16 protein-coding genes are annotated in these 19,306 nt (G+C 68.3%); 9 read left to right on the top strand and 7 right to left on the bottom strand.

The annotated features are described in order from the left end of the window. On the top strand, positions 1-633 hold a 633-nt coding region (locus ACFORO_RS46605; RefSeq protein WP_377896785.1), incomplete at its 5' end, for an IS5 family transposase. 73 nt (positions 634-706) lie between these two features. Here the strand turns inward: ACFORO_RS46605 and ACFORO_RS46600 are convergent. Beyond that, a complete protein-coding gene (locus ACFORO_RS46600) occupies positions 707-1,498 on the bottom strand; it encodes an SDR family oxidoreductase (RefSeq protein WP_377873350.1) in 792 nt (263 codons plus the stop codon). 309 nt (positions 1,499-1,807) lie between these two features. Between ACFORO_RS46600 and ACFORO_RS46595 the strand changes: the two genes are divergently transcribed. The 4 genes from ACFORO_RS46595 (at position 1,808) to ACFORO_RS46580 (ending at position 6,544) form a co-directional block, all read left to right on the top strand. Then, positions 1,808-2,977 carry an EfeM/EfeO family lipoprotein gene (locus tag ACFORO_RS46595; protein WP_377873349.1) on the top strand — a complete coding sequence of 390 codons (1,170 nt, stop codon included), beginning with the start codon at positions 1,808-1,810 and terminating at the stop codon, positions 2,975-2,977. Further along, entirely contained in the window at positions 2,974-4,173 is a 1,200-nt protein-coding gene (locus tag ACFORO_RS46590; protein WP_377873348.1) for a Dyp-type peroxidase, read from the top strand. Before ACFORO_RS46595 ends, ACFORO_RS46590 begins: the two co-directional genes overlap by 4 nt. A 43-nt stretch (positions 4,174-4,216) precedes the next feature. Beyond that, positions 4,217-5,842 (top strand): phospholipase C, encoded by a 1,626-nt coding sequence (locus ACFORO_RS46585; RefSeq protein ID WP_377873347.1) that lies wholly within the window; start codon positions 4,217-4,219, stop codon positions 5,840-5,842. Positions 5,843-6,142: 300 nt separating this feature from the next. Continuing rightward, positions 6,143-6,544 carry a histone-like nucleoid-structuring protein Lsr2 gene (locus ACFORO_RS46580; RefSeq protein ID WP_344271835.1) on the top strand — a complete coding sequence of 134 codons (402 nt, stop codon included), beginning with the start codon at positions 6,143-6,145 and terminating at the stop codon, positions 6,542-6,544. Positions 6,545-6,884: 340 nt separating this feature from the next. On the opposite strand, the gene ACFORO_RS46575 is transcribed toward ACFORO_RS46580, so the two are convergent. The 6 genes from ACFORO_RS46575 to ACFORO_RS46550 all read right to left on the bottom strand — a co-directional run bounded on the left by ACFORO_RS46575 (position 6,885) and on the right by ACFORO_RS46550 (position 14,178). Further along, on the bottom strand, positions 6,885-7,829 hold the full coding sequence (locus ACFORO_RS46575; protein WP_377875754.1) for an MBL fold metallo-hydrolase: 945 nt from the start codon (positions 7,827-7,829) through the stop codon (positions 6,885-6,887). Between the two features lie 225 nt (positions 7,830-8,054). Further along, a complete protein-coding gene (locus ACFORO_RS46570; protein ID WP_377875752.1) occupies positions 8,055-8,972 on the bottom strand; it encodes an ROK family protein in 918 nt (305 codons plus the stop codon). Next, a complete protein-coding gene (locus tag ACFORO_RS46565; RefSeq protein ID WP_377875750.1) occupies positions 8,969-10,594 on the bottom strand; it encodes a dipeptide ABC transporter ATP-binding protein in 1,626 nt (541 codons plus the stop codon). The genes ACFORO_RS46570 and ACFORO_RS46565 overlap by 4 nt, the downstream gene beginning before the upstream one ends. Next, a complete protein-coding gene (locus ACFORO_RS46560) occupies positions 10,591-11,421 on the bottom strand; it encodes an ABC transporter permease (protein ID WP_377875748.1) in 831 nt (276 codons plus the stop codon). Before ACFORO_RS46560 ends, ACFORO_RS46565 begins: the two co-directional genes overlap by 4 nt. Beyond that, on the bottom strand, positions 11,418-12,377 hold the full coding sequence (locus ACFORO_RS46555; RefSeq protein ID WP_377875746.1) for an ABC transporter permease: 960 nt from the start codon (positions 12,375-12,377) through the stop codon (positions 11,418-11,420). Before ACFORO_RS46555 ends, ACFORO_RS46560 begins: the two co-directional genes overlap by 4 nt. Before the next feature lie 4 nt (positions 12,378-12,381). Continuing rightward, the gene (locus tag ACFORO_RS46550) at positions 12,382-14,178 is read right to left on the bottom strand and encodes a peptide ABC transporter substrate-binding protein (protein ID WP_377875744.1); all 1,797 of its coding nucleotides are present in this window, start codon (positions 14,176-14,178) and stop codon (positions 12,382-12,384) included. A gap of 150 nt (positions 14,179-14,328) precedes the next feature. Between ACFORO_RS46550 and ACFORO_RS46545 the strand changes: the two genes are divergently transcribed. The 4 genes from ACFORO_RS46545 to rho all read left to right on the top strand — a co-directional run bounded on the left by ACFORO_RS46545 (position 14,329) and on the right by rho (position 19,179). Continuing rightward, the gene (locus tag ACFORO_RS46545) at positions 14,329-15,474 is read left to right on the top strand and encodes an ROK family transcriptional regulator (protein ID WP_377875742.1); all 1,146 of its coding nucleotides are present in this window, start codon (positions 14,329-14,331) and stop codon (positions 15,472-15,474) included. Further along, entirely contained in the window at positions 15,471-16,925 is a 1,455-nt protein-coding gene (locus ACFORO_RS46540; RefSeq protein WP_377875740.1) for a M81 family metallopeptidase, read from the top strand. The genes ACFORO_RS46545 and ACFORO_RS46540 overlap by 4 nt, the downstream gene beginning before the upstream one ends. Positions 16,926-17,032: 107 nt before the next feature. Continuing rightward, entirely contained in the window at positions 17,033-17,797 is a 765-nt protein-coding gene (locus ACFORO_RS46535; RefSeq protein ID WP_377875738.1) for an ArsR/SmtB family transcription factor, read from the top strand. A 314-nt stretch (positions 17,798-18,111) separates the two neighbouring features. After that, entirely contained in the window at positions 18,112-19,179 is a 1,068-nt protein-coding gene (gene rho, locus ACFORO_RS46530; RefSeq protein ID WP_377875736.1) for a transcription termination factor Rho, read from the top strand. Positions 19,180-19,306 lie beyond the last annotated feature (127 nt).

The following is a 19,306-nucleotide window of genomic DNA, read 5'->3' as shown; positions in this document are numbered from 1 at the left end:
ACCTGGCAGCGGGTCCACGACGTGCTGCGCGGCAAGGTCCGCGAACGCGACGGCCGTGACCTGCAGCCCTCGGCCGCGGTGCTGGACTCGCAGTCGGTGAAGACCGTCGAGGGCGGGGAGCAGATCGGCTACGACGCGGGAAAACGGGTGCGGGGCCGCAAACGGCATGTGCTGGTCGACACGCTCGGGCTGCTGATGGGTGTGGCCGTGTCGTCCGCGTCGGTGCAGGACCGGCCCGGAGCCCGCCGGATCCTGGCCGGGATCCGGCGGGTCTTTCCCCGGCTGGGGCTGGTGTGGGTGGACGGCGGCTACGTCAACTCGAAAGACGCCACCCTCGTGGACTGGGCCCGCGAGAACGAGGACATCGAGATCGTGGCGGTGCCCCGCAACGCCGATGTGAAAGGCTTCCAGGTGCTGCCCCGACGGTGGGTGGTGGAACGAACCTTCGGCTGGCTCACGAGGTGCAGGCGCTTGACCCGCGACTACGAACGCAAAACCGCCCACGCCGAAGCGATGATCCAGTTCGCGATGATCCGGCTCATGGCCGCCCGCCTCGCCGACGAACACATCGAACCCCGCGGCCCCATCGAAACCGAAGCAGCCCGCCGCCTAGCAGAAGACACCAACGACTAACCACCCAGGTTCCACAACACCCTCTCAGGGTTCCCCTCACGGACCACAAACCCTGGCCCCGGCCAGAGCCAACTTAGGTGCCCGAGGCGGTCGTGGCGGTCCCGCCGTCGACCGGGACGATGGCGCCCGTCAGGTAAGACCCGGCCCGGCTGGCGAGGAATACGGCGACGCCTGCCATGTCGTCGTCGCGGCCGAGGCGGCGCAGCGGGGTCTTCGCCGCGATCGTGTCGCCGATGGCATCGATCGTGGCCGCCATCATCTGTGACGGGAACACTCCGGGGGCCACCGCGTTCACCGTGACGTGCTCGGGCCCCAGTTCCCGGGCAAGCACCCTGGTGAGTTGATGGAGCGCCGCCTTGCTGCTGGCGTACGAGTAGTTGGGCGCCGCGGCGACGTGGATGGCGGCGATGCTGCCGATGTTGATGATCCGCGCGGGATCATCGGCCGCACCGGCCCTCCGCAGTGCGGGCAGCAGTGCCTGCACCAGCCAGAACGGTGACTTGAGGTTGACGTCGAGCACCGCGTCCCAGGCCTCGGCCGGGAACGTCTCCAGCGGCTCGCGCCACATCGCGCCCGCGTTGTTGACGAGGATGTCCAGACGTCCCGAATCGGCCGTGACCAGTTCAGCGAGGCGCTGGCACTCGTCGCGGCGGGACAGGTCGGCGGGGATTGCTTGAACATCGCCGAATTCGGACAGCAGACGCTGTGCTTCCGCGCACGCGTCCGCCTTGCGTGAGCTGACGATGACGCGGGCGCCCGCCCGCAGAAGGCCGCGCGCGATCATCATTCCGATGCCTCTGGTGCCGCCGGTGACGAGCGCGTACTTTCCGCTCAGATCGAACAGGTCTGCGTGAGTGCTCGCCATGGGTCGTCGTTCCTTTTGTCGGGGAAGCAAGTGCTGCCCCAGGTTGACGGGATTCCCGGGCGGCTGGGAGACCCTGGCGATACAGGCATTGGGAGACCTCCCCTGCGCGGGCGCGGTGAGCGAAAGCGTCATATCCGGCGAATCGGGCGGCCCATTACCACACGCTTTGGCGGCTATGTCCGGCTTCTTCCGTTGCCTGGTTGAAGTCCTGGTGAATTCCCGGGTGGGCGACGTTCTCGACCAGGGTTTCTTCACTTTCCGCACGCATAATTCCGTCCCGGTAGTCCGAACGTGTGGCTGGAGGAAAAAGTGCCGGGGTCTGTGCGCGCCCGCTGGATCGGCGGTGGGGTCGCGGTTGCGGTCGTGGCGGCGGGGATCGCGTTCGCGGTCTGGCCGGACGGGGCTTCGGCGCAGGACCCGGAGATCCAGATCTCCCGGTCGGCCTGCGGGCAGGGCTGGGCGGATCCGCGGCCTGGGGTTCAGACCTTTCACCTGCGCAACACCGGAACCGTGACCGCCGAGGTGGATTTGATCGATCCGGCGACCGGTGTGGTTTACGGCGAGGTCGAAGGGCTCGGCAGCGGAACTGTTCGACCCATGCAGGTCACACTCGGCAATGGAACCTACGCATTCCTTTGCCTCCCTGAGGATTCGTCGGCGATTGTCGGGCCAACGGTCACGGTGAGCGGTGGTGCCGAGCGTGGCCCGGGCGTCGCGCCGGTGACGCAGAATGATCTGCTCGGGCCGTTGAAGTCTTATCAAGCCCATGTGACGCAAGGGCTCGGCCAGTTGGCCGCGGACGTCGGCAAGCTAAAGGACGCCATTCGGAGCAACGATCGCGGTGCGAGTCAGGCCGCTTGGCTTGTCGCGCATCTCGACTACGAGCGGCTCGGCGCGGCCTACAACGCCTTCGGGGATTCGGACAAGGCCATCAACGGAACCGCCGACGGGCTGCCTGACGGAGTCAAGAGCCCGGACTTCGCCGGATTCCACCGGATCGAATCCGGCTTGTGGCACAACGAAGATCTCGCCGCCCTCGCGCCGGTGGCCGATCAGCTGGACAGCGACGTGCAGAAGCTCCGCAAGTCCTTTGCGGACAGTCAGGTCAACCCGAACGACCTCGGCCTGCGCGCGCACGAGATCGTGGAGAACACCCTGCAATTCGAACTGACCGCCCGCACCGATTACGGCAGCGGCACCAACCTCGCTACCGCGCGGGCGAATCTTGACGGGACGCAAGCGGTCCTCGACGTCCTGCGTCCGGTGCTCGCCCCGCGCTATCCGGCACTGTCCAAGGTGGACAGCTGGATGAAGCGCACCGAAAGCGCTCTCGACAGCGCCAAGAAGCCGGACAACTCGTGGACGCCGGTGAGCCAGTTGTCCGTGCCGCAGCGGCAGAAGCTCAACGGCGACGTCAGTGAATTGACCGAACTGCTCGCTCCGATCGCCGCCATCGCGGAGCCGAGGAGGACCTCGTGACGACAGAATCCTCCCGACGGTCCTTCCTGCGCCGCACAGTTGTGGGCGCGGGGATCACCGCGGCTGCCGGAATCGGGGTAACAGCCAGCGCGAGCGAGGAATCGCCTGCCACGGTTCCCTTCCACGGCCCCAAACAGGCCGCGATTCTCCGCCAGCCTCCAGCGCAAAGCATCATCGCGTCCTTCGACGTGGTCGCCGAAAACCGCGCCGAATTGGCCGAGCTGTTCCAGGAAATCACCGACCGCGCGCGGTTTCTCACGAACGGCGGTGCTCCGGCCGCGCTCGGGATCACCGCCCCGCCCGCGGACTCCGGGGTGCTCGGTCCGGTGGTGCCGCACAGCGATCTCGGCGTGATCGTCGGCGTCGGATCGTCCCTTTTCGACGGTCGTTACGGGCTGGCCGACCGCAAGCCGAAGAAGCTCAAGCCGATGACCATGTTCCCCAACGACGCGCTCGACGCCCCGCAATGCCATGGCGACCTGTCGCTCACCCTGTCCGCAGGGGACACCGACACCGTGCTGCACGCGCTGCGCGATCTGGCCCGCGCGACTCGCGGCGGAATGCAATTGCGCTGGAAGATCAACGGGTTCAGCTCGCCCTCGCGCCCGTCCGGCACCCCGCGCAATCTGATGGGATTCAAGGACGGCACCGCGAATCCGGGCGAGTCCGAAATGGACCGGCTGGTGTGGGTGTCGGGCGCGGGCGAGCCCGCGTGGACGACCGGCGGCAGCTACCAGGTAATCCGGCTGATCCGGATGCTGGTCGAGTTCTGGGACCGGGTCTCGATCGCCGAGCAGGAGAACATGTTCGGCCGCCGCCGCGACACCGGCGCCCCGCTGGACGGGGCGTCCGAAAAGGACGAACCGCAGTACGCCGACGACCCGATCGGCACCGTCATTCCGCTCACCAGCCACATCCGCAAGGCGAATCCGCGAACCCCGGAGACCGACGGACAGCGGATCCTGCGCCGCGCGGTCAACTACGACCGCGGCGTGGACTCCAACGGCAACCTCGACATGGGCCTCGTCTTCACCTGCTACCAGCAGGATCTCGAGCGGCAATTCGAGACGGTGCAGAAGCGGCTGATCGGCGAGCCGCTCGTCGACTACATCTCCCCGTTCGGCGGCGGCTATTTCTTCGCGCTGCCTGGCGTCACCGGTCCCAGCGACCACTTCGGCCGGGCGCTCCTCGCCTGAGGCGCGCCCCGATCCCCACCCGCGAAACCAGGAGGAATCCTCAGTGGACACAGCATTCGGCAGACGGCGCCGTCGCCTGCTCGGTGCGGGCGCGCTCGTCTCGGCGGCCGTGCTCGCGATCGTCACCGGCTCCGCGGCCTCGTCCGCGCAGGCCCAGCCGCTGCACCAGCTGCCCGCGTCGTGGCTGCCCACGCTCACGCCGATCAAGCACGTCGTGGTGATCTTCGGCGAGAACATCTCGTTCGACCACTACTTCGGCACCTACCCGAACGCCACCAACGAGGACGGCACGCCGTTCCAAGCGGCGAAGCACACGCCGAAGGTCAACGGCCTCGACGACAAGCTGCTGACGCACAACCCGAACGCGTACAACCCGAAGCGGCTCGGGCCGGACAAGGCGCTCACCTGCGACCAGAACCACAGCTACGGCGCCGAGCAGGCCGCGTTCAACGGCGGCAAGATGGACAAGTTCGTCGAGAAGACCGAGACCGACAAGTGCAAGGGCCAGCCGGTGCTGTTCGGCGAGCCGGGCCTGGTCATGGACTACTACGACGGCAACACCGTCACCGGCATGTGGAACTACGCGCAGCACTACTCGATGGGCGACAACTCGTTCAACACCGTCTTCGGCCCGTCCACCCCGGGCGCGCTCAACCTGATCTCCGGGCAGACGCACGGGATCCAGGCGGTCGACCCGGTCACGCACGAGCCGAAGAGCGACCCGTACGTCGTCGCGTCGCCGGACGAGAACGGCGTCGGCACCGTGATCAACGACCCGGACCCGGCGTGGGACGACTGCTCGGACAAGAACCACACCGCCAACGACAACCTCGGCGCGATGCGGGGGCGCAACGTCGGCGACCTGCTGAACGACCGGCACGTCACGTGGGGCTGGTTCCAGGGCGGCTTCAAGCCGACCGGCACCGAGAACGGCTACGCGGTCTGCGGGCAGAAGCACGCGAACATCGGCAATCAGTCCTCCGTGGACTACAGCCCGCACCACCAGCCGTTCCAGTACTACAAGTCCACTTCGAACCCGCACCACCTGCCGCCGTCCTCGGCGCAGGCGATCGGGCAGACCGACCAGGCCAACCACCAGTACGACACGAGCGACTTCGACACTTCGCTCAAGGCCGGTTCGATGCCCGCGGTGAGCTTCCTCAAGGCGCCGGAGTACCAGGACGGGCACGCGGGCTATTCCGACCCGCTCGACGAACAGCATTTCGTCGTGGACGAGATCAACAAGATCCAGCAGTCGCCGGAGTGGCGTTCGACCGCGATCGTGCTCGCGTACGACGACTCCGACGGCTGGTACGACCACGAGAACTCGAAGATCGTCAACGGTTCTCAGGACGCGTCGCAGGACCAGGCCGTCTGCACCGGCAAGCCGACCGGTCTCGGCGGGCACGCCGACCGCTGCGGCTACGGCCCTCGGCTGCCGCTGCTGGTCATCTCGCCCTACAGCAAGCCGAACTACGTCGACCACACCCGGACCGACCAGACCTCGGTGCTGAAGTTCATCGAGGACAACTGGTTCTCCGGCCGGGTCGGCGACGGCTCGTTCGACACTCGCGCGGGCGGACTCTGGAACATGTTCAACTTCTGGTGGCCGCAGGCGGGCAAGCTCCCGCTCGACCCGAAGACGGGTGCGCCGACCGGGCGCAACTAGCTCGCGGTTCGCGCGGAAGACCGAAGGCCATCGGGTTTCGACCCGGTGGCCTTCGGCCGTTTCCGGGGCCGGTCTCCCAGTCCGCTCAGCGGGAAACCGCGTGCGAATACCGCGATACTGGAAATTTTCCAGAGCGCGGGAACTGTGCGCGCAGTCGCGGATTGGGTACTGAAGGTGTTCGGGAACCGGCCGGGAAAGCACCGGCCGCCGGACAGGAATGGAGTCGCGCTGCGCGGACCGTCACTCGACACGATAGGGTAATCGGAGGCACATCCTGTAGAAGGTGAAGGAACGCGAATCATGGCGCAAAAAGTCCTTGTCGAGATGGTGGACGACATCGACGGCAGCATCGCCGAACAGACCGTCCCGTTCAGTCTCGACGGCGTGAGCTACGAGATCGATCTGTCCGAAGACAACGCCGCCGCATTGCGGGAAGAGCTGGCCCGTTACGTCGCCGCCTCGCGCCGGGTCGGCGGGCGCAAGGTCCGCATGGCCGCCGGGCAGGCCCCGCGGCCGGCTTCGACCGCCGCGGACCGCGAGCGCAACAAGGCGATGCGCGAGTGGGCCGAGAACAACGGTTTCACCGTGTCCGACCGCGGCCGGCTCCCGGCCGAGATCGTGAAGGCTTACGAGGAGCGCGACACCGAGGCCCCGGCCAAGCCGGTTCGCAAGCGCGCGACGCGCAAGAAGGCCAGCGCCTGAGCGTTCTTTTCGGGAGCTGTGCCGCGGGGGCCGCGGCTAGTCATCAGCGGTGAGGGCGCCGCCGGGATTCCGGCGGCGCCCTTCTGGCTGTCCGGGGGGGGAAATAGCGCATTCCCCGCACCGGGACGATGAGACGTCCGTGAAGGGCTCCTTGAGGGAATCAGATTCCCTCAAGGACCCCTTCACGGACTGCTGCGGCAATGCCAGGGCCGACGCGCGCGGCGGTCGCCCGGTTTGCCGTCCGTGAGGGGAACCCTGAGGGAATCAGAGTCCCTCAGGGTTCCCCTCACGGACTCGCGGAAACGGTCAGGAGCCACTCCGGGGAATCGATTTCCCGGCGTTAAGACTTGCCGAGTCCGAGCAGGGCGTCCAGGTCGATCTTGCCGCCCGCGGCGTCGCGGATCGCGCGCATCGCCTCGGCGGACGCGAGCCGTTCCCCGTGCTGATCGGCGTGCGCGCGCAGCAGGTTCCCGATGTGCCGTTCCGGGACCGTCCACGTGGGCCAGCGGCGGCGGGCGATCGTGGCGAGTTCGGAGAAGTCCGGCGTGCCCGCGCTCGCGGTCGCGTCGAGCAGCCAGTGCAGATAAGTGCGCAGCACCGCGACCGGGAAACTGCCCGGATGGCTGAGCCCGCCGTGCCCTGGCACGAAGGTGCGGACGTCCGGGAACATTTTGTCGAGCCAGTCCAACGCGGTCAGCCAGCCGGGGATCGAACCGTGCACGGCGAACGGCGTCGAGCCGACCGACAGCAGGTCGCCGGTGAAGAGCGTCCCGGTGCGCGGTTCGAACAACACGAGGTCGCCGTCGGTGTGCGCGGTCCCGGGAAACGGGACGACCTCCACGACGACGCCGCCGAGATCCACTTCGACCGGTTCGATCACCGAGTGCACCGCCTCCGGCCGCGGCGCCTCGAGCTTGCCCCAGTTCGCGCAGTCGAAGATCTCCTCGTTGCACTGCGGGCCGGACCGGATGATCGGCACCGCGGTGGGCGCGGCGAGGATCCGGCCGCCGTTGCGCAGCGCGACGCCCGCCCCGTTGTGGTGGGTGCCGTGCGCGTGGGTCAGCACGAGCGTGAGCGGCATTTCGACGGTCGAGTACTTGCGGACGTCGCTGACCAGGTCGAGCGTGTCGCGTTCGGTGCCGCAGGTGTCGACGAGCAGAACGCCTTCCCGGCCGCGGATCCAGCCGCAATTGGACACCATCCAGTCGCTCGGGCTGCGCACGTAAGCGACGACGCTCGGGTCGGAATACCGGAGCGGGACGATATTGCGCCTGATGACGGGCATGGGATCCCCTCGTTGGCCACCGGACGGGAATTGATCACCGGAATGGTATAGACCAAGTCACCTGCTGTCAGCGGGGTGGAGACCACGCTCACGCACGTGGTCCGCCGCGGTTCTCGCCCGTCCCGTTCCGCCCAGCTTCGCGCGCATCGTTGCCCCCGGCTCCGTCGGTGCCCGACAGCGTATACCCCGAGGCCACGGTTTTCTCGATGGTCCACAGAGGACTGGTTAGGGGTTGCTCACGTCCGGTAGCCGCTGAATACCGGCAGTGAGACCGGCCGCGCCCAACGCCACGGATTTCGCGCCGTGCCGGGAGAGCCGGACGGACACCGGTTTCCCGGACAGCAGCGGCCGTTCCTCCAGCGCTTCCCGCACCGGCTTCTCCAGCAGCGTCCAGGATCTGACCACCGAACCGCCGAGCACGCAGGTCGCGAGGCCGAGCAGCCCGGCGGCGTGCGCGACCGCCTGGCCGAGGAACCGCCCCGCGTCCGTGAACACCGCTTGGGCGGCGTCATCCCCGTTGAGCGCTTCGGCGGCGACGTCCTCCGCGGCGAGGGTCCGGCCGGTCGCCTCGCCGTAGCGGCGGGTCAACGCCCGGCCCGCCGCGTACGCCTCAAGATGCCCGATCTGCCCGCAAGTGCAGCGTTCCTCCCCGTAGCGGCCGACATGCCCGATCTCTCCGGCCCCGGTCGCGCCGCCGTAGAGCAGCCGTCCGTCGACGAACAGCGCGCCGCCGACGCCGGTGCCGACCGCGACGCCGAGCACGTTCCGCTCGCCCGGCAGCAGCTCGCCGAGCAGGAATCCGTCGACGTCGTTGACGGTGCGCACCGGCACCCCGCCGAGCCGCGCGGACAGCTCGGCGTTGACCGGCGTGCCCGCCCAGCCGGTGAACGAATCGCCGGTGACCAGCACTGTCCCGGTCACCGGGTCAACGACGCCCGCCGCTCCGACGCCGACCCCGGCGAGCGCCGCGTGGTCCGGCACCAGCGAGCTGACCAGCTCCGCCGCGCGGTCGAGGATCGCCGCGCCGCCCCGATGCGATTCGGAGGGCGCGGACGCCGACCCCAGTTCTTTTCCGTCCTCGTCGCACACCACTACCAGGGTTTTCGTCCCGCCGATGTCGACTCCGGCCCGCAACCCCGTCACGCCGCGGGGTCCGCGCCGGCCAGCGCCTCGCGCCGGCTCCGCTGCAACTGCGGGTCCGGCACCGGCGAGGACAGCAGCAACGCTTGCGTGTACGGGTGTTCCGGAGTGCGCAACACCGTTTCCGCCGGGCCTTCTTCCACCAGCTCGCCCGCGCGCAGCACCGCGACGCGGTCGCACAGGCTGTCGACCACCGCGAGGTCGTGGCTCACGAACAGGCAGCCGAAACCGAACTCGCGATGCAGCCGCCGGAACACCTCCAGCACCGCTGCCTGCACGGATACGTCCAGCGCGCTCGTCGGTTCGTCCGCGATCAGCAGTTTCGGGCCCAGCACCAGGGCGCGGGCGAGGCTCACGCGCTGGCGCTGCCCGCCGGACAGTTCGTGCCCGTACCGGCCCAGCAGGCTTTCCGGCAACTCCACCGCGTCGAGGAGTTCCCGCACCCGCCGCTGCCGCTCGCCGCGGCCGGTCGAGGTGTGGACCACCAGCGGTTCCGCGACGGTCTGCGCGACCGTCATCCGCGGGTCGAGCGACGCCGCCGGGTCCTGGAACACCGCGCCGATCTGCCGCCGGACCGCCCGTGCTGACCGGCCGGTGCCTTTCGGCAGCGGTCCGCCGAGCACTTCGACGGAGCCGGATTTCGGCGTGACCAGGCCCAGCGCGCAGTTGCCGAGCGTCGTTTTCCCTGAACCGGATTCGCCGACCAGCCCGACGATCTCACCGGGTGAGACGGAGAGGGAAACGTCGTTTACCACCTGTCGCCCGCCGTACTCGACCACCACATTCGACAGCGCGAGCACGGGTTTCCGGGTTTCTTCGACGGTCGCATCGTGGGTGAACGAACCCAGTTGCGGAACCGCGGCCAGCAGTTCCCGGGTGTAATCCGCCTTCGGCGAAGCGAACAGTTCCGCCGCTGGAGCTTCTTCCACGAGCTTGCCGTGGCGCAACACCGCGACGCGATCCGCGACGTCGGCGACGACGCCCATGTTGTGCGTGATCAGCAGCGTCGCGGTGCCTTCGTGTTCGCGGATATCGCGCAGCAGGTCGAGAATCTGCTGTTGCACCGTGACGTCGAGGGCGGTCGTCGGCTCGTCCGCGATGATCAACCGAGGCCCGGCCGCGAGTGCGATCGCGATCATCACGCGCTGCCGCAAACCTCCGGACAGCTCATGCGGGTACTGCTTCAGCCGCGCGGCCGGTTCCGGAACTCCGACGCGGTCGAGCAGTTCGGCGCACCGGTCGTAGTAGCGGCGGTGGCGCAGCTTCTCCGGGTCGTGGTTTCGGATCGCCTCGGCGAGCTGGAAACCGATGGTCCGCAACGGGTTCAGCGCGGTCATCGGTTCCTGGAACACCATCCCGGCGGCCGGGCCGCGCAGTTTCCGCAGCTCTTCGCCGCGCAGGTCGAGCACGTTCTGCCCGGCCAGCTCGATCGACCCGGTGACCCGCGCGGAATCCGGCAGCAGCCCGAGCACCGCGAGCGCCGCCGTGCTCTTGCCGGAACCGGACTCGCCGACCACCGCCACGATCTCGCCGGGCGCGACCGACAGGCTCAGCCCGTCGACCGCCGCCGAACCGTCCGCATAGGACACCCGCAGGTCGCGGATGTCCAGCACTGCTTCGCTCATCGTCGCCCCTTCACCGCGAACGCGTCGCGCAGCCCGTCGCCGAGGAAGTTGATCGCGCACACCACCAGCACGATCGCGATGCCCGGCGGCAGGATCAGCCACCACGCGCCGTCGAAGGTGTAGGTAATTCCTTTAGAGAGCATCGCGCCCCAGTCGGTATCGGGCGCGGGCACGCCGAGCCCGAGGAAGCTGACGTACGCCACGAGCAGGATCGCGTCGGCGATCTGGAACGTCGCGTTCACCACCACGGTGCCGATCGCGTTGGGAATGATGTGCCGGAACACCACGCGCGTGCGGCTCGCGCCGAGCACGGTGATCGCGCGGATGTAGTCGCGTTCGCGCAGGCTCACCGTTTCCGCGCGCATCAGCCGCGCGGGCACCAGCCACGACACCGCGCCGATCAGCAGCGCCAGCACGCCGACGCTCGGCGTCACCAGCGTCGCGGCCACCAGCAGCAGGAACAGCGCCGGGATCGCGACGCCGGTGTCGACGATCCGCATCAGCACGGTGTCCAGCCAGCCGCCGGTGTACCCGGCGACCGCGCCCCACACCGCGCCGATCGCGGTCGCGATCAGCCCGGCGAGGACACCGATGACCAGCGACGTCCGGCCGGCGACCATGAGCCTGCCGAGCACGTCGTAGCCGAGGTCGTCGGTGCCGAGCAGATGCCCTCCGCCGGGGCCGAGCCGCGCCGAGGCGAGGTCGGTGTGGGACTGGTCGGTGCCGTAGAGCAACGGCCCGAGGAAACAGAACGCCACGACGAGCAGCAGCAGGACCGCGCCCGCGACGGCGGACTTGCGGGCAAACAGCCGCGAAAGGACAGTCACGACCGCGCTCCCTTCACCCGCACCCGCGGGTCGATCGCCAGCTGGATCAGGTCCGCGAGCAGCGAACCGAGCACGGTCGCCACGGCGATCACGAGCACGACGCCCAGCAGCACCGGGAAATCGGCCGTGCGGGTCGCGGTCCAGAACAGCAGGCCGATGCCGGGGTAGTTGAACATCGATTCGACGACCAGCGAGCCGCCGAACACCACTGGCACGTAGTAGCCGAGCATCGAGACCACCGAGGTCAGCGAGTTCGGCCAGACGTGCCGCCAGATGATCGTGCGCTCCGGCGTTCCCTTGGCCCGCGCGGTGCGCACGAAATCCTCGGACAGGCTGTCCAGAGTGGACGCTCGCATGTACCGGCTGAACGCGGCGAGCGCCGCTCCGGTCCCGGCGAGCACCGGCAGTACCAACGCGCCTGGCTGGGACAGCAGTTCGCCGATCGTTTCGCCCTGTGCGGCCTGCGCCGGGAACCACGGCAGTACCTGCGCGAACAGGATGATCAGCACCAGCGACAGGAAGAACACCGGCGTCGCGTAAAGCACGAACGTGATGGCCGTGGTGAGCAGATCCGCGGTACGGCCGCGACGGACTGCCTGCCAGACGCCGAGCGGCAGCGCGACCAGGATCGCGAGCGCGGTGGACAACACGGTGAGCAGCAAGGTTTTCGGCATCCGCTCGGTCAGCAGCGTGCTCACCGGCGAGTTCTGCGTGTACGACTCGCCGAGGTCGCCTTGCAGCAACCGCACCAGGTAATCCCAGTACTGCACCGGAAGCGGCTGGTCGAAGCCCTGTGCGTGGTTGAACGCGGCGATCTGCGCCTCGGTGGCCTTCACCCCGAGCACGCCGCGAGCCGGGCCGCCGGGCAGCAAATGCAGCAGCACGAACGTCACCACGGTGACCAGCAGCACGACCACCACGGCCAGCACGAGCCGGCGGAGGATATAGCGCGTCATGTCCTCACCTCGTCCAGAACCAGCGTTGCGGAAGCAGCCCGGCCATCGGGTCCTGGGTCACGCCGTGCAGCGCGGTGTCGATCGCCGACACCTGATACGGCGGATTGGGCAGCCACAGCACCGGAAGCTGCTCGGCTAGGTAGGCGCTGTACTCGAGCATCGCTCCGTTGTCCGAGGCCAGGTTGGTGGCCGCGATCAGCTTGTCCGCCTTCGGATCGGTGTAGCCGCCGAAGTTCGTGCCCGCGCCGGTCGCGAACAGCTCCTCGCCGCTGGGGTTCGCCGAGAAGTACCAGCTGCCCTGCGTGCCGAAGTACGACAGTTGCCAGCTGCACGACGGGTCCGTCGGCTTGCACGTGGTTCCGTTGGCCAGCACGGTGTTCAGCGGCTGCGCGTTGATCTTCATCTCGATGCCGGCCTTCGACAGCTCCGAGCGCAGTTCCTGCATGGTGCCGTCGGTCTCGTCGGAACCTGATTCGGTCAGCATGGTCAGCGACAGGCGGGTGCCTTCGGCGATGCCCTCGCCGCATTTCGCCGGGTCCGCGCACAGGAGGACGCCGTCGGAGCCGGGCTTCCAGCCGTGGTCGGCGAGCAGCTGCTTCGACTTGTTCAGATCGAACGGATACGGATTGGTCTTTTGCTTGGGCGAAAGGTACTTCGTGTCGTTGTCCTGCGGGACCGGGCCGTAGCCGACCCGGGCGGCGCCGCGCCAGATCACCGAGGTGATGGCGTCCTGGTCGACCGCGTGCTGGATCGCCTGCCGCACGTACAGCTGGGAGAACACCTTGCCCAGCTGGGGATTGTTGAAGTTGTACGGCGAGTACGTGATGGACCAGCCGTTCCACGGTTCGACCCGGTAGCCCTGTTCCTCGAGCTTCGAGCGCTGGCCGAGGTTCGACGTCGCCAGGTAGCCGTAGTCGACGCCGCCGGCACGCAGCACGTTGTACTCCGCCGAGGAACTGGTGAAGGTCAGGAACCGGACGGTGTCGAGCTTCGCCGGGTCCGGTCCGGTGTACTTCGGGTTCTTCCGCAGCGTCACCTCGCCGGACGTGGTGAAACCGGCCAACGCGAACGGTCCGTTCACGACCTTCCACAGTGGATTCGTCCCGTAGGTGCCGAGCTGTTTCGCTTGGCTCACCAGGAAGTCGAAGACCTGCTTCGCGCCGTCCGGGGTGCGGTCGTGGTCGCCGACCGGGCCCGCGGCGCTGGTGCGGTCCCAGGCGTGCGGCATCGGGACGATCAGGCTGAGCTGGTTGGCGGTGAACCAGTCCGGGTTGTACGCCTTGTCCAGGGTGAACGTGAACGTGCGGTCGTCCACGGCGTGGAATCCGGTGATGCTGTCCGGGATCAGGCCCTTGGAGTACTTGCCCCAGTTGTCCTTGCCCGCGTGGGCGAGGTTGAGCCAAAACTCGACGTCGCGGCTGGTCAGCTGCTCGCCGGTGGCCCAGGTCAGCGGCTTGAGCGTGATCGTCACGGTCTTGCCGTCGGGGGAGTAGCGCGGCGGGTTGGCGGCGCTCGCGGCGTCGTCGAGCGTGACCGAGCCGGAACTTCCGTCGTAGTTGTAGAGCGGCACGTACATGGCCGAGCGGATCATGGCGTTGTACGACCCGCCGTAGCCGGGGATCGAGAACGGCATGATCCAGTTCGGCGTAGCCGACGGCGGCATCGCGAACCGCACGGTGCCGCCGGTTTTCGGGGTGCCGGAACCGCCGCCGTGCGGTTCCCGGCCCGCCGCGCAGCCGGACAACGCCAGCGCGGCGGCGAGCGTGACCCCGAGCGCGGTGCGCCACGGGCGTCGAGCCATTCGCATCACTTCCAACAACTCTGATGAAAGACCAGTGCCAGGTGCTATGCGGTGTCCTGGCTGTCGGGTAATCTTGCACGAGAGACGGGAATTGCCAAGAGTCCTGTCGAACGGTTTAGTTACATCAGCTTTGATGAAAGAGGTGACGCGGTGGATCCGGCCGGACCGCTGCGGCTGTTGTGGCTGGTCGCGCACGGCCACGCGAGGTCGCGCATGGACCTGGCGCGAGCGCTCGGGCTGCCGCAATCGACGGTGTCGGTGCGCACGCAGGCGCTGATGTCCGCCGGGGTGCTGAGCGAATCCGGCGAGGGCCGGTCCGCGGGCGGTCGGCGGCCGAAGCTGCTGTCGGTCAACGCGGGGTTCGGTCACGTCTGGGCCGCCGACGTCGGCTCGCGGCACGTGCGGATCGGCGCGCTCGACATCGCGGGCAACCTGCTGGAAGTGCACGAACGGCCGTTGGACATCAGCCAGGAGCCGCGCGAACTGGTCGCCGGGCTCGCGGCCGCGGTGCGCGATGTCATGGCGGGCGCGGAGTGTCCGGGCCGCGCGCTCGGTGTCGGCGTCGCGTTCCCCGGTCCGGTCGACGTCAACGCGGGCACCATCACGCTGCCGTCGCGGATGCCCGGCTGGCGCGGTTTCGCGGTGCGGGACGCGCTGGCGGAGCACTTCGAGCTGCCGGTGGTCGTGGACAACGACGCGAACATGCTGGCGCTGGGCGAATCCGTGTCCGGCGCGCCCGGGCGCACCCTGCTGGTCGTGAAGGCCGGTACCGGCATCGGGTCGGGAATCGTGCTGAGCGGCGAGCTTTATCGCGGCCGGGCCGGGGTCGCGGGCGACATCAGCCACGTGCGCGTGCCCGCCGCCGAGGACCAGCCGTGCACCTGCGGCAATCGCGGCTGCCTGGAAGTGGTGGCCAGCGGCGCCGCGCTCGTCGGGCAGTTGCAGGCGCAGGGCTTGAAGCTGGAGACCACCGCGCAGGTGATGGCCACCGCCGAGGACGGACATCCCGAAGCGACCACAGCCGTGCGGCGCGCCGGGCTGCGGCTCGGCGAGGTGCTGGCCACGGTGGTCAACTTCAGCAACCCGGACGAGGTGCTGCTCGGCGGCGCGCTGTCCGGTTCGGAAGCGTTCGTCGCGGCCGTGCGCGGTGCGCTGTACGAACGGTGTCTTCCTTTGGCTACCAGGGAACTGCGGATCGACCGGGTGCGTTTCGGTGCGGACGCGGGGCTTTACGGCGCGGGCGCGCTCGCGCTGGACGCGGTGTTCGAGCAAGCGATCAAACGGAGTGGACGATGAAGAAGCTGCGGGTCGGGATCACCGGAATCGCCATCGAATCGAGTACCTTCTCGCCGCATCGATCCACTGTGGACGACTTCCGGATCTCGCGCGGCGACGATTTGCTGGCCCGCTACGACTTTCTCGGCGCGGACTGGGCTCGCGACGTCGAATGGGTGCCGCTGGTCGACGCCCGGTCGCTCCCCGGCGGCGCGGTCACCGAGGAGGCTTACGCCGAGCTGTCCGGGGAAATCCTGGACCGGCTGCGTTCGGCGGGTGAACTGGACGGGCTGTTCTTCGACATCCACGGCGCGATGAGCGTGGTCGGACGGTCCGATGTGGAGGCTTCGCTCGCGCAGGAGATCCGCTCCATTCTCGGCCCGGACGTCCTGGTGTCTGCGTCGATGGACTTGCACGGCAACGTTTCCCGCGAATTGGTCACCGCGCTGGACCTGATCACCTGCTATCGGATGGCCCCGCACGAGGATGCGTGGGAGACGCGCGAGCGGGCGGCGCGGAACCTGGTGTCGCGGCTGCGGTCCGGCGGTCGGCCGAAGAAGGCTTGGGTACAGGTTCCGGTTCTGCTGCCGGGGGAGAAGACGAGCACCCGGCTCGAACCGGCGAAGAGCATTTACGCGGCGGTGGACGACGTCGAAGCGCTCGACGGGGTCCTGGACGCAGCGATCTGGGTCGGCTACGCGTGGGCCGACGAACCACGCTGCCAGGCCGCGGTGGTGGTAATGGGCGACGACGTTTCCGTGATCACCAAGGAAGCGGAGTACCTGGCCCAATCCTATTGGGACGCTCGGCACGACTTCGCTTTCGTCGCCCCGACCGGCACCCTTCAGGAATGCCTCGCGCAGGCGGTCGCTTCGACCTCGCGGCCGTTCTTCATCAGCGATTCCGGTGACAACCCGACCGCCGGCGGTGCCGGGGACACGTCGTGGAGCCTGGACGTCCTGCTGAACACTCCGGCCATTGTGGACTCTTCACTGACCACCTTGTACGCGGCCATTGTGGACCCCGAAGCCGTCGCGACGGCGGTGGCAGCCGGTGTCGGAGCGACGATCTCGGTGGAGCTGGGCGGAAAAGTCGACTCCGGTCCGCACGGTCCGGTCGCGCTCACCGCGCAGGTGGCCGCGATCGACACCGACGACCCGGTCGCCGGAACCGCGGTGGCGTTGGCGGTCGGCGGCCTGCGGGTGATCGTGACCGCGCGCCGCAAGCCGTACCACCTCGAATCCGACTTCCACGCGCTCGGCCTGCGCCCGCGCGAGGCGGACGTCGTGATCGTGAAGATCGGCTACCTCGAACCGGAGCTGTACGACATGGCCTCGGACTGGCTGCTGGCCCTCACCCCCGGCGGCGTCGACCAGGACCTGCTCCGGCTCGGCCACTCCGGCATCGTTCGGCCGATGTTCCCCTTCGACGCCGACATGGCGGCCCCCTCGCTCGCTCCTGAGGTCTTCTGAACACTTTGAGTAGTCAGCGCCGAGGCGATCAGTAACTCGCCTCGGCGCTGACCTGTCTCTACCTCGGACGACTTGACAGGCAGGCATTTGCCTGCCTTACTGTAAGTGTGCAACCCGACCTGGACAAAGTGTTCAAGGCGCTGGCGGATCCGACCCGCCGGTACCTGCTCGACCAGCTGCGCGAGGACAACGGGCAGACGCTGGGCGAGCTGTGCCGCCGGCTGGAGATGACGCGGCAGTCCGCGACCCAGCACCTCGCCCTGCTGGAGGCGGCGAATCTGGTGAGCAGCGTGCGCCGCGGCCGGGAAAAGCTGCACTACCTGAATCCGGTGCCGCTGCACGAGATGCAGGAGCGGTGGGTGGACCGGTTCGAGCAGCCGCGGCTGCGGATGCTCAGTGCCGTCAAACGTCGAGCAGAGGAAGCCATGAAGCCGAGTTTTGTGTATGTGACCTACATCCAGAGCACACCGGAGAAGGTGTGGCACGCGCTCACCGACCCCGAGCTGACCGGGCAGTACTGGGGCCACCGCAACGAATCCGACTGGAACAAGGGTTCGCGGTGGGCGCACGTGCGGACCGACGGGTCCGGGATCGCCGACGTCGAGGGCGAGGTCATCGAGGCGGTCCCGCCGAAGCGCCTGGTCACCACGTGGTTCGACCCGAACGGCCCGAAGGACCAGGAGCCCTCCCGCGCGACGTTCGACATCGAACAGCACGAGGGCATCGTCCGGCTGACCGTGACCCACGAGGACCTGCCGGACGAAAAGGCGCACCAGGACGTGTCCGGCGGCTGGGCTGCGGTGCTGTCGAACCTCAAGTCGCTGCTGGAGACCGGGCACGTGCTGCCGCAGGCTCCGTGGGAGATGCCGTGACCGCCGCGCGGCCCCGGGAATAGACCCGCGGCCAGGTTTGTTGGGGCCTTGTGAGCGCCGGTTTTCCGCCGGGCAGTCGCTCACGAGGCCCCTTTCGCGTGCAGTGCCAGTTGTGCGGCCGGATCCGATGCGCTACTCTCACCGCATACCCCAGGAAGTCGGCCCCGCCGCCCAGGGGTTCCGCCCTTTCCCGCCAGCGTGAGTCCACGCGACGAGGATCGGCGTCTTTCCCGAAGCCCGTCGCCTGACCCGCTTCGTCTCACTCCGGCGGTCCGCTTTCGCGTCGACTGTCACTGCTCAAGGAGCCACAAACCATGACACAGCAAGGAATTCTCGACATCCACGGCAAGACCGCCGCACTGGGCTACACCCCCGGCGGCCCGTCCGTGCCGCTGTCCCTGATCCGCACCCACGGCCTGCGCCGCGGCGACGAACTCGTCCTCGACGACGGCGAACTGGTCTCCGTCAACGGCCGTCCGCCCGGCGAAAAGCGCCCCGATTTCGACACACTCACCCCCATTCACCCGAACCAGCGACTGGTCCTCGAAACCACTCGGCACCAGCTCACCACCCGCGTCCTCGATCTCGTGGCACCGCTGGGCAAAGGCCAGCGCGCCCTGATCGTCGCCCCGCCGCGCACCGGTAAAACCACTGTGCTGCAAGCGATCGCGCAAGCGGTGGCGGTCAACCACCCGGAAGCACACCTCATGGTGCTGCTCGCCGACGAACGCCCCGAAGAAGTGACGGACATGACCCGCTCGGTCCACGGCGAGGTCGTCGCGTCCACTTTCGACCGCAAACCCGCCGAACACACCGCCGTCGCCGAACTGGCTTTGGAACGCGCGAAACGCCTGGTCGAAACCGGCCGGGATGTCGTGCTGCTGCTGGATTCGCTGACCCGCCTGGGCCGCGCGTACAACCTGGCAGCCCGCACCTCCGGCCGAATCCTGTCCGGCGGCGTCGATGCCAGCGCGCTGCACCCGATGAAGAAAATCCTAGGCGCAGCACGGAACATCGAGGACGGCGGCTCGCTGACCATCATCGCGACCGCCTTGGTCGGCACGGGTTCGCTGGCCGATACCGTGTTCTTCGAAGAGCTGAAAAGCACCGGCAACTCGGAACTCCGCCTGGACCGCATGCTCGCCGACCACCGCGTCTTCCCGGCCGTGGACTTCTTCGGCTCCGGCACCCGCCGCGACGAGTTGATCGTCCCGCCGCAGGAACTGGCCGTGATGAACGAGGTCCGCCGCGCCTTGCCCACCCAGGACCCGAAGCGGGCCGCGGAACAGTTCCTGGACCAGGTCCGCACGACAAAGTCCAATGCGGAATTCATCGCACGGGTCAACGCTTCGCTGACTGTTCCGTCCACAGTGGCCGCCTGAGCTGGAGACCGAACGCCTCGGCTCGATTGGTCCGCATCTCGCTGATGAGTTGTACCGCGTGCATCTGGACCTGGGCACCTCCCGCTGGACCCGCGCCGACGCGGAAGCCCACACCGCGGAGATTGGC

This window comes from Amycolatopsis halotolerans (assembly GCF_042647905.1).
Classification (GTDB): domain Bacteria; phylum Actinomycetota; class Actinomycetes; order Mycobacteriales; family Pseudonocardiaceae; genus Amycolatopsis; species Amycolatopsis halotolerans.
Note: the sequence above shows the minus strand (reverse complement) of the source record. Positions and strands in the feature narration are given on the sequence as shown.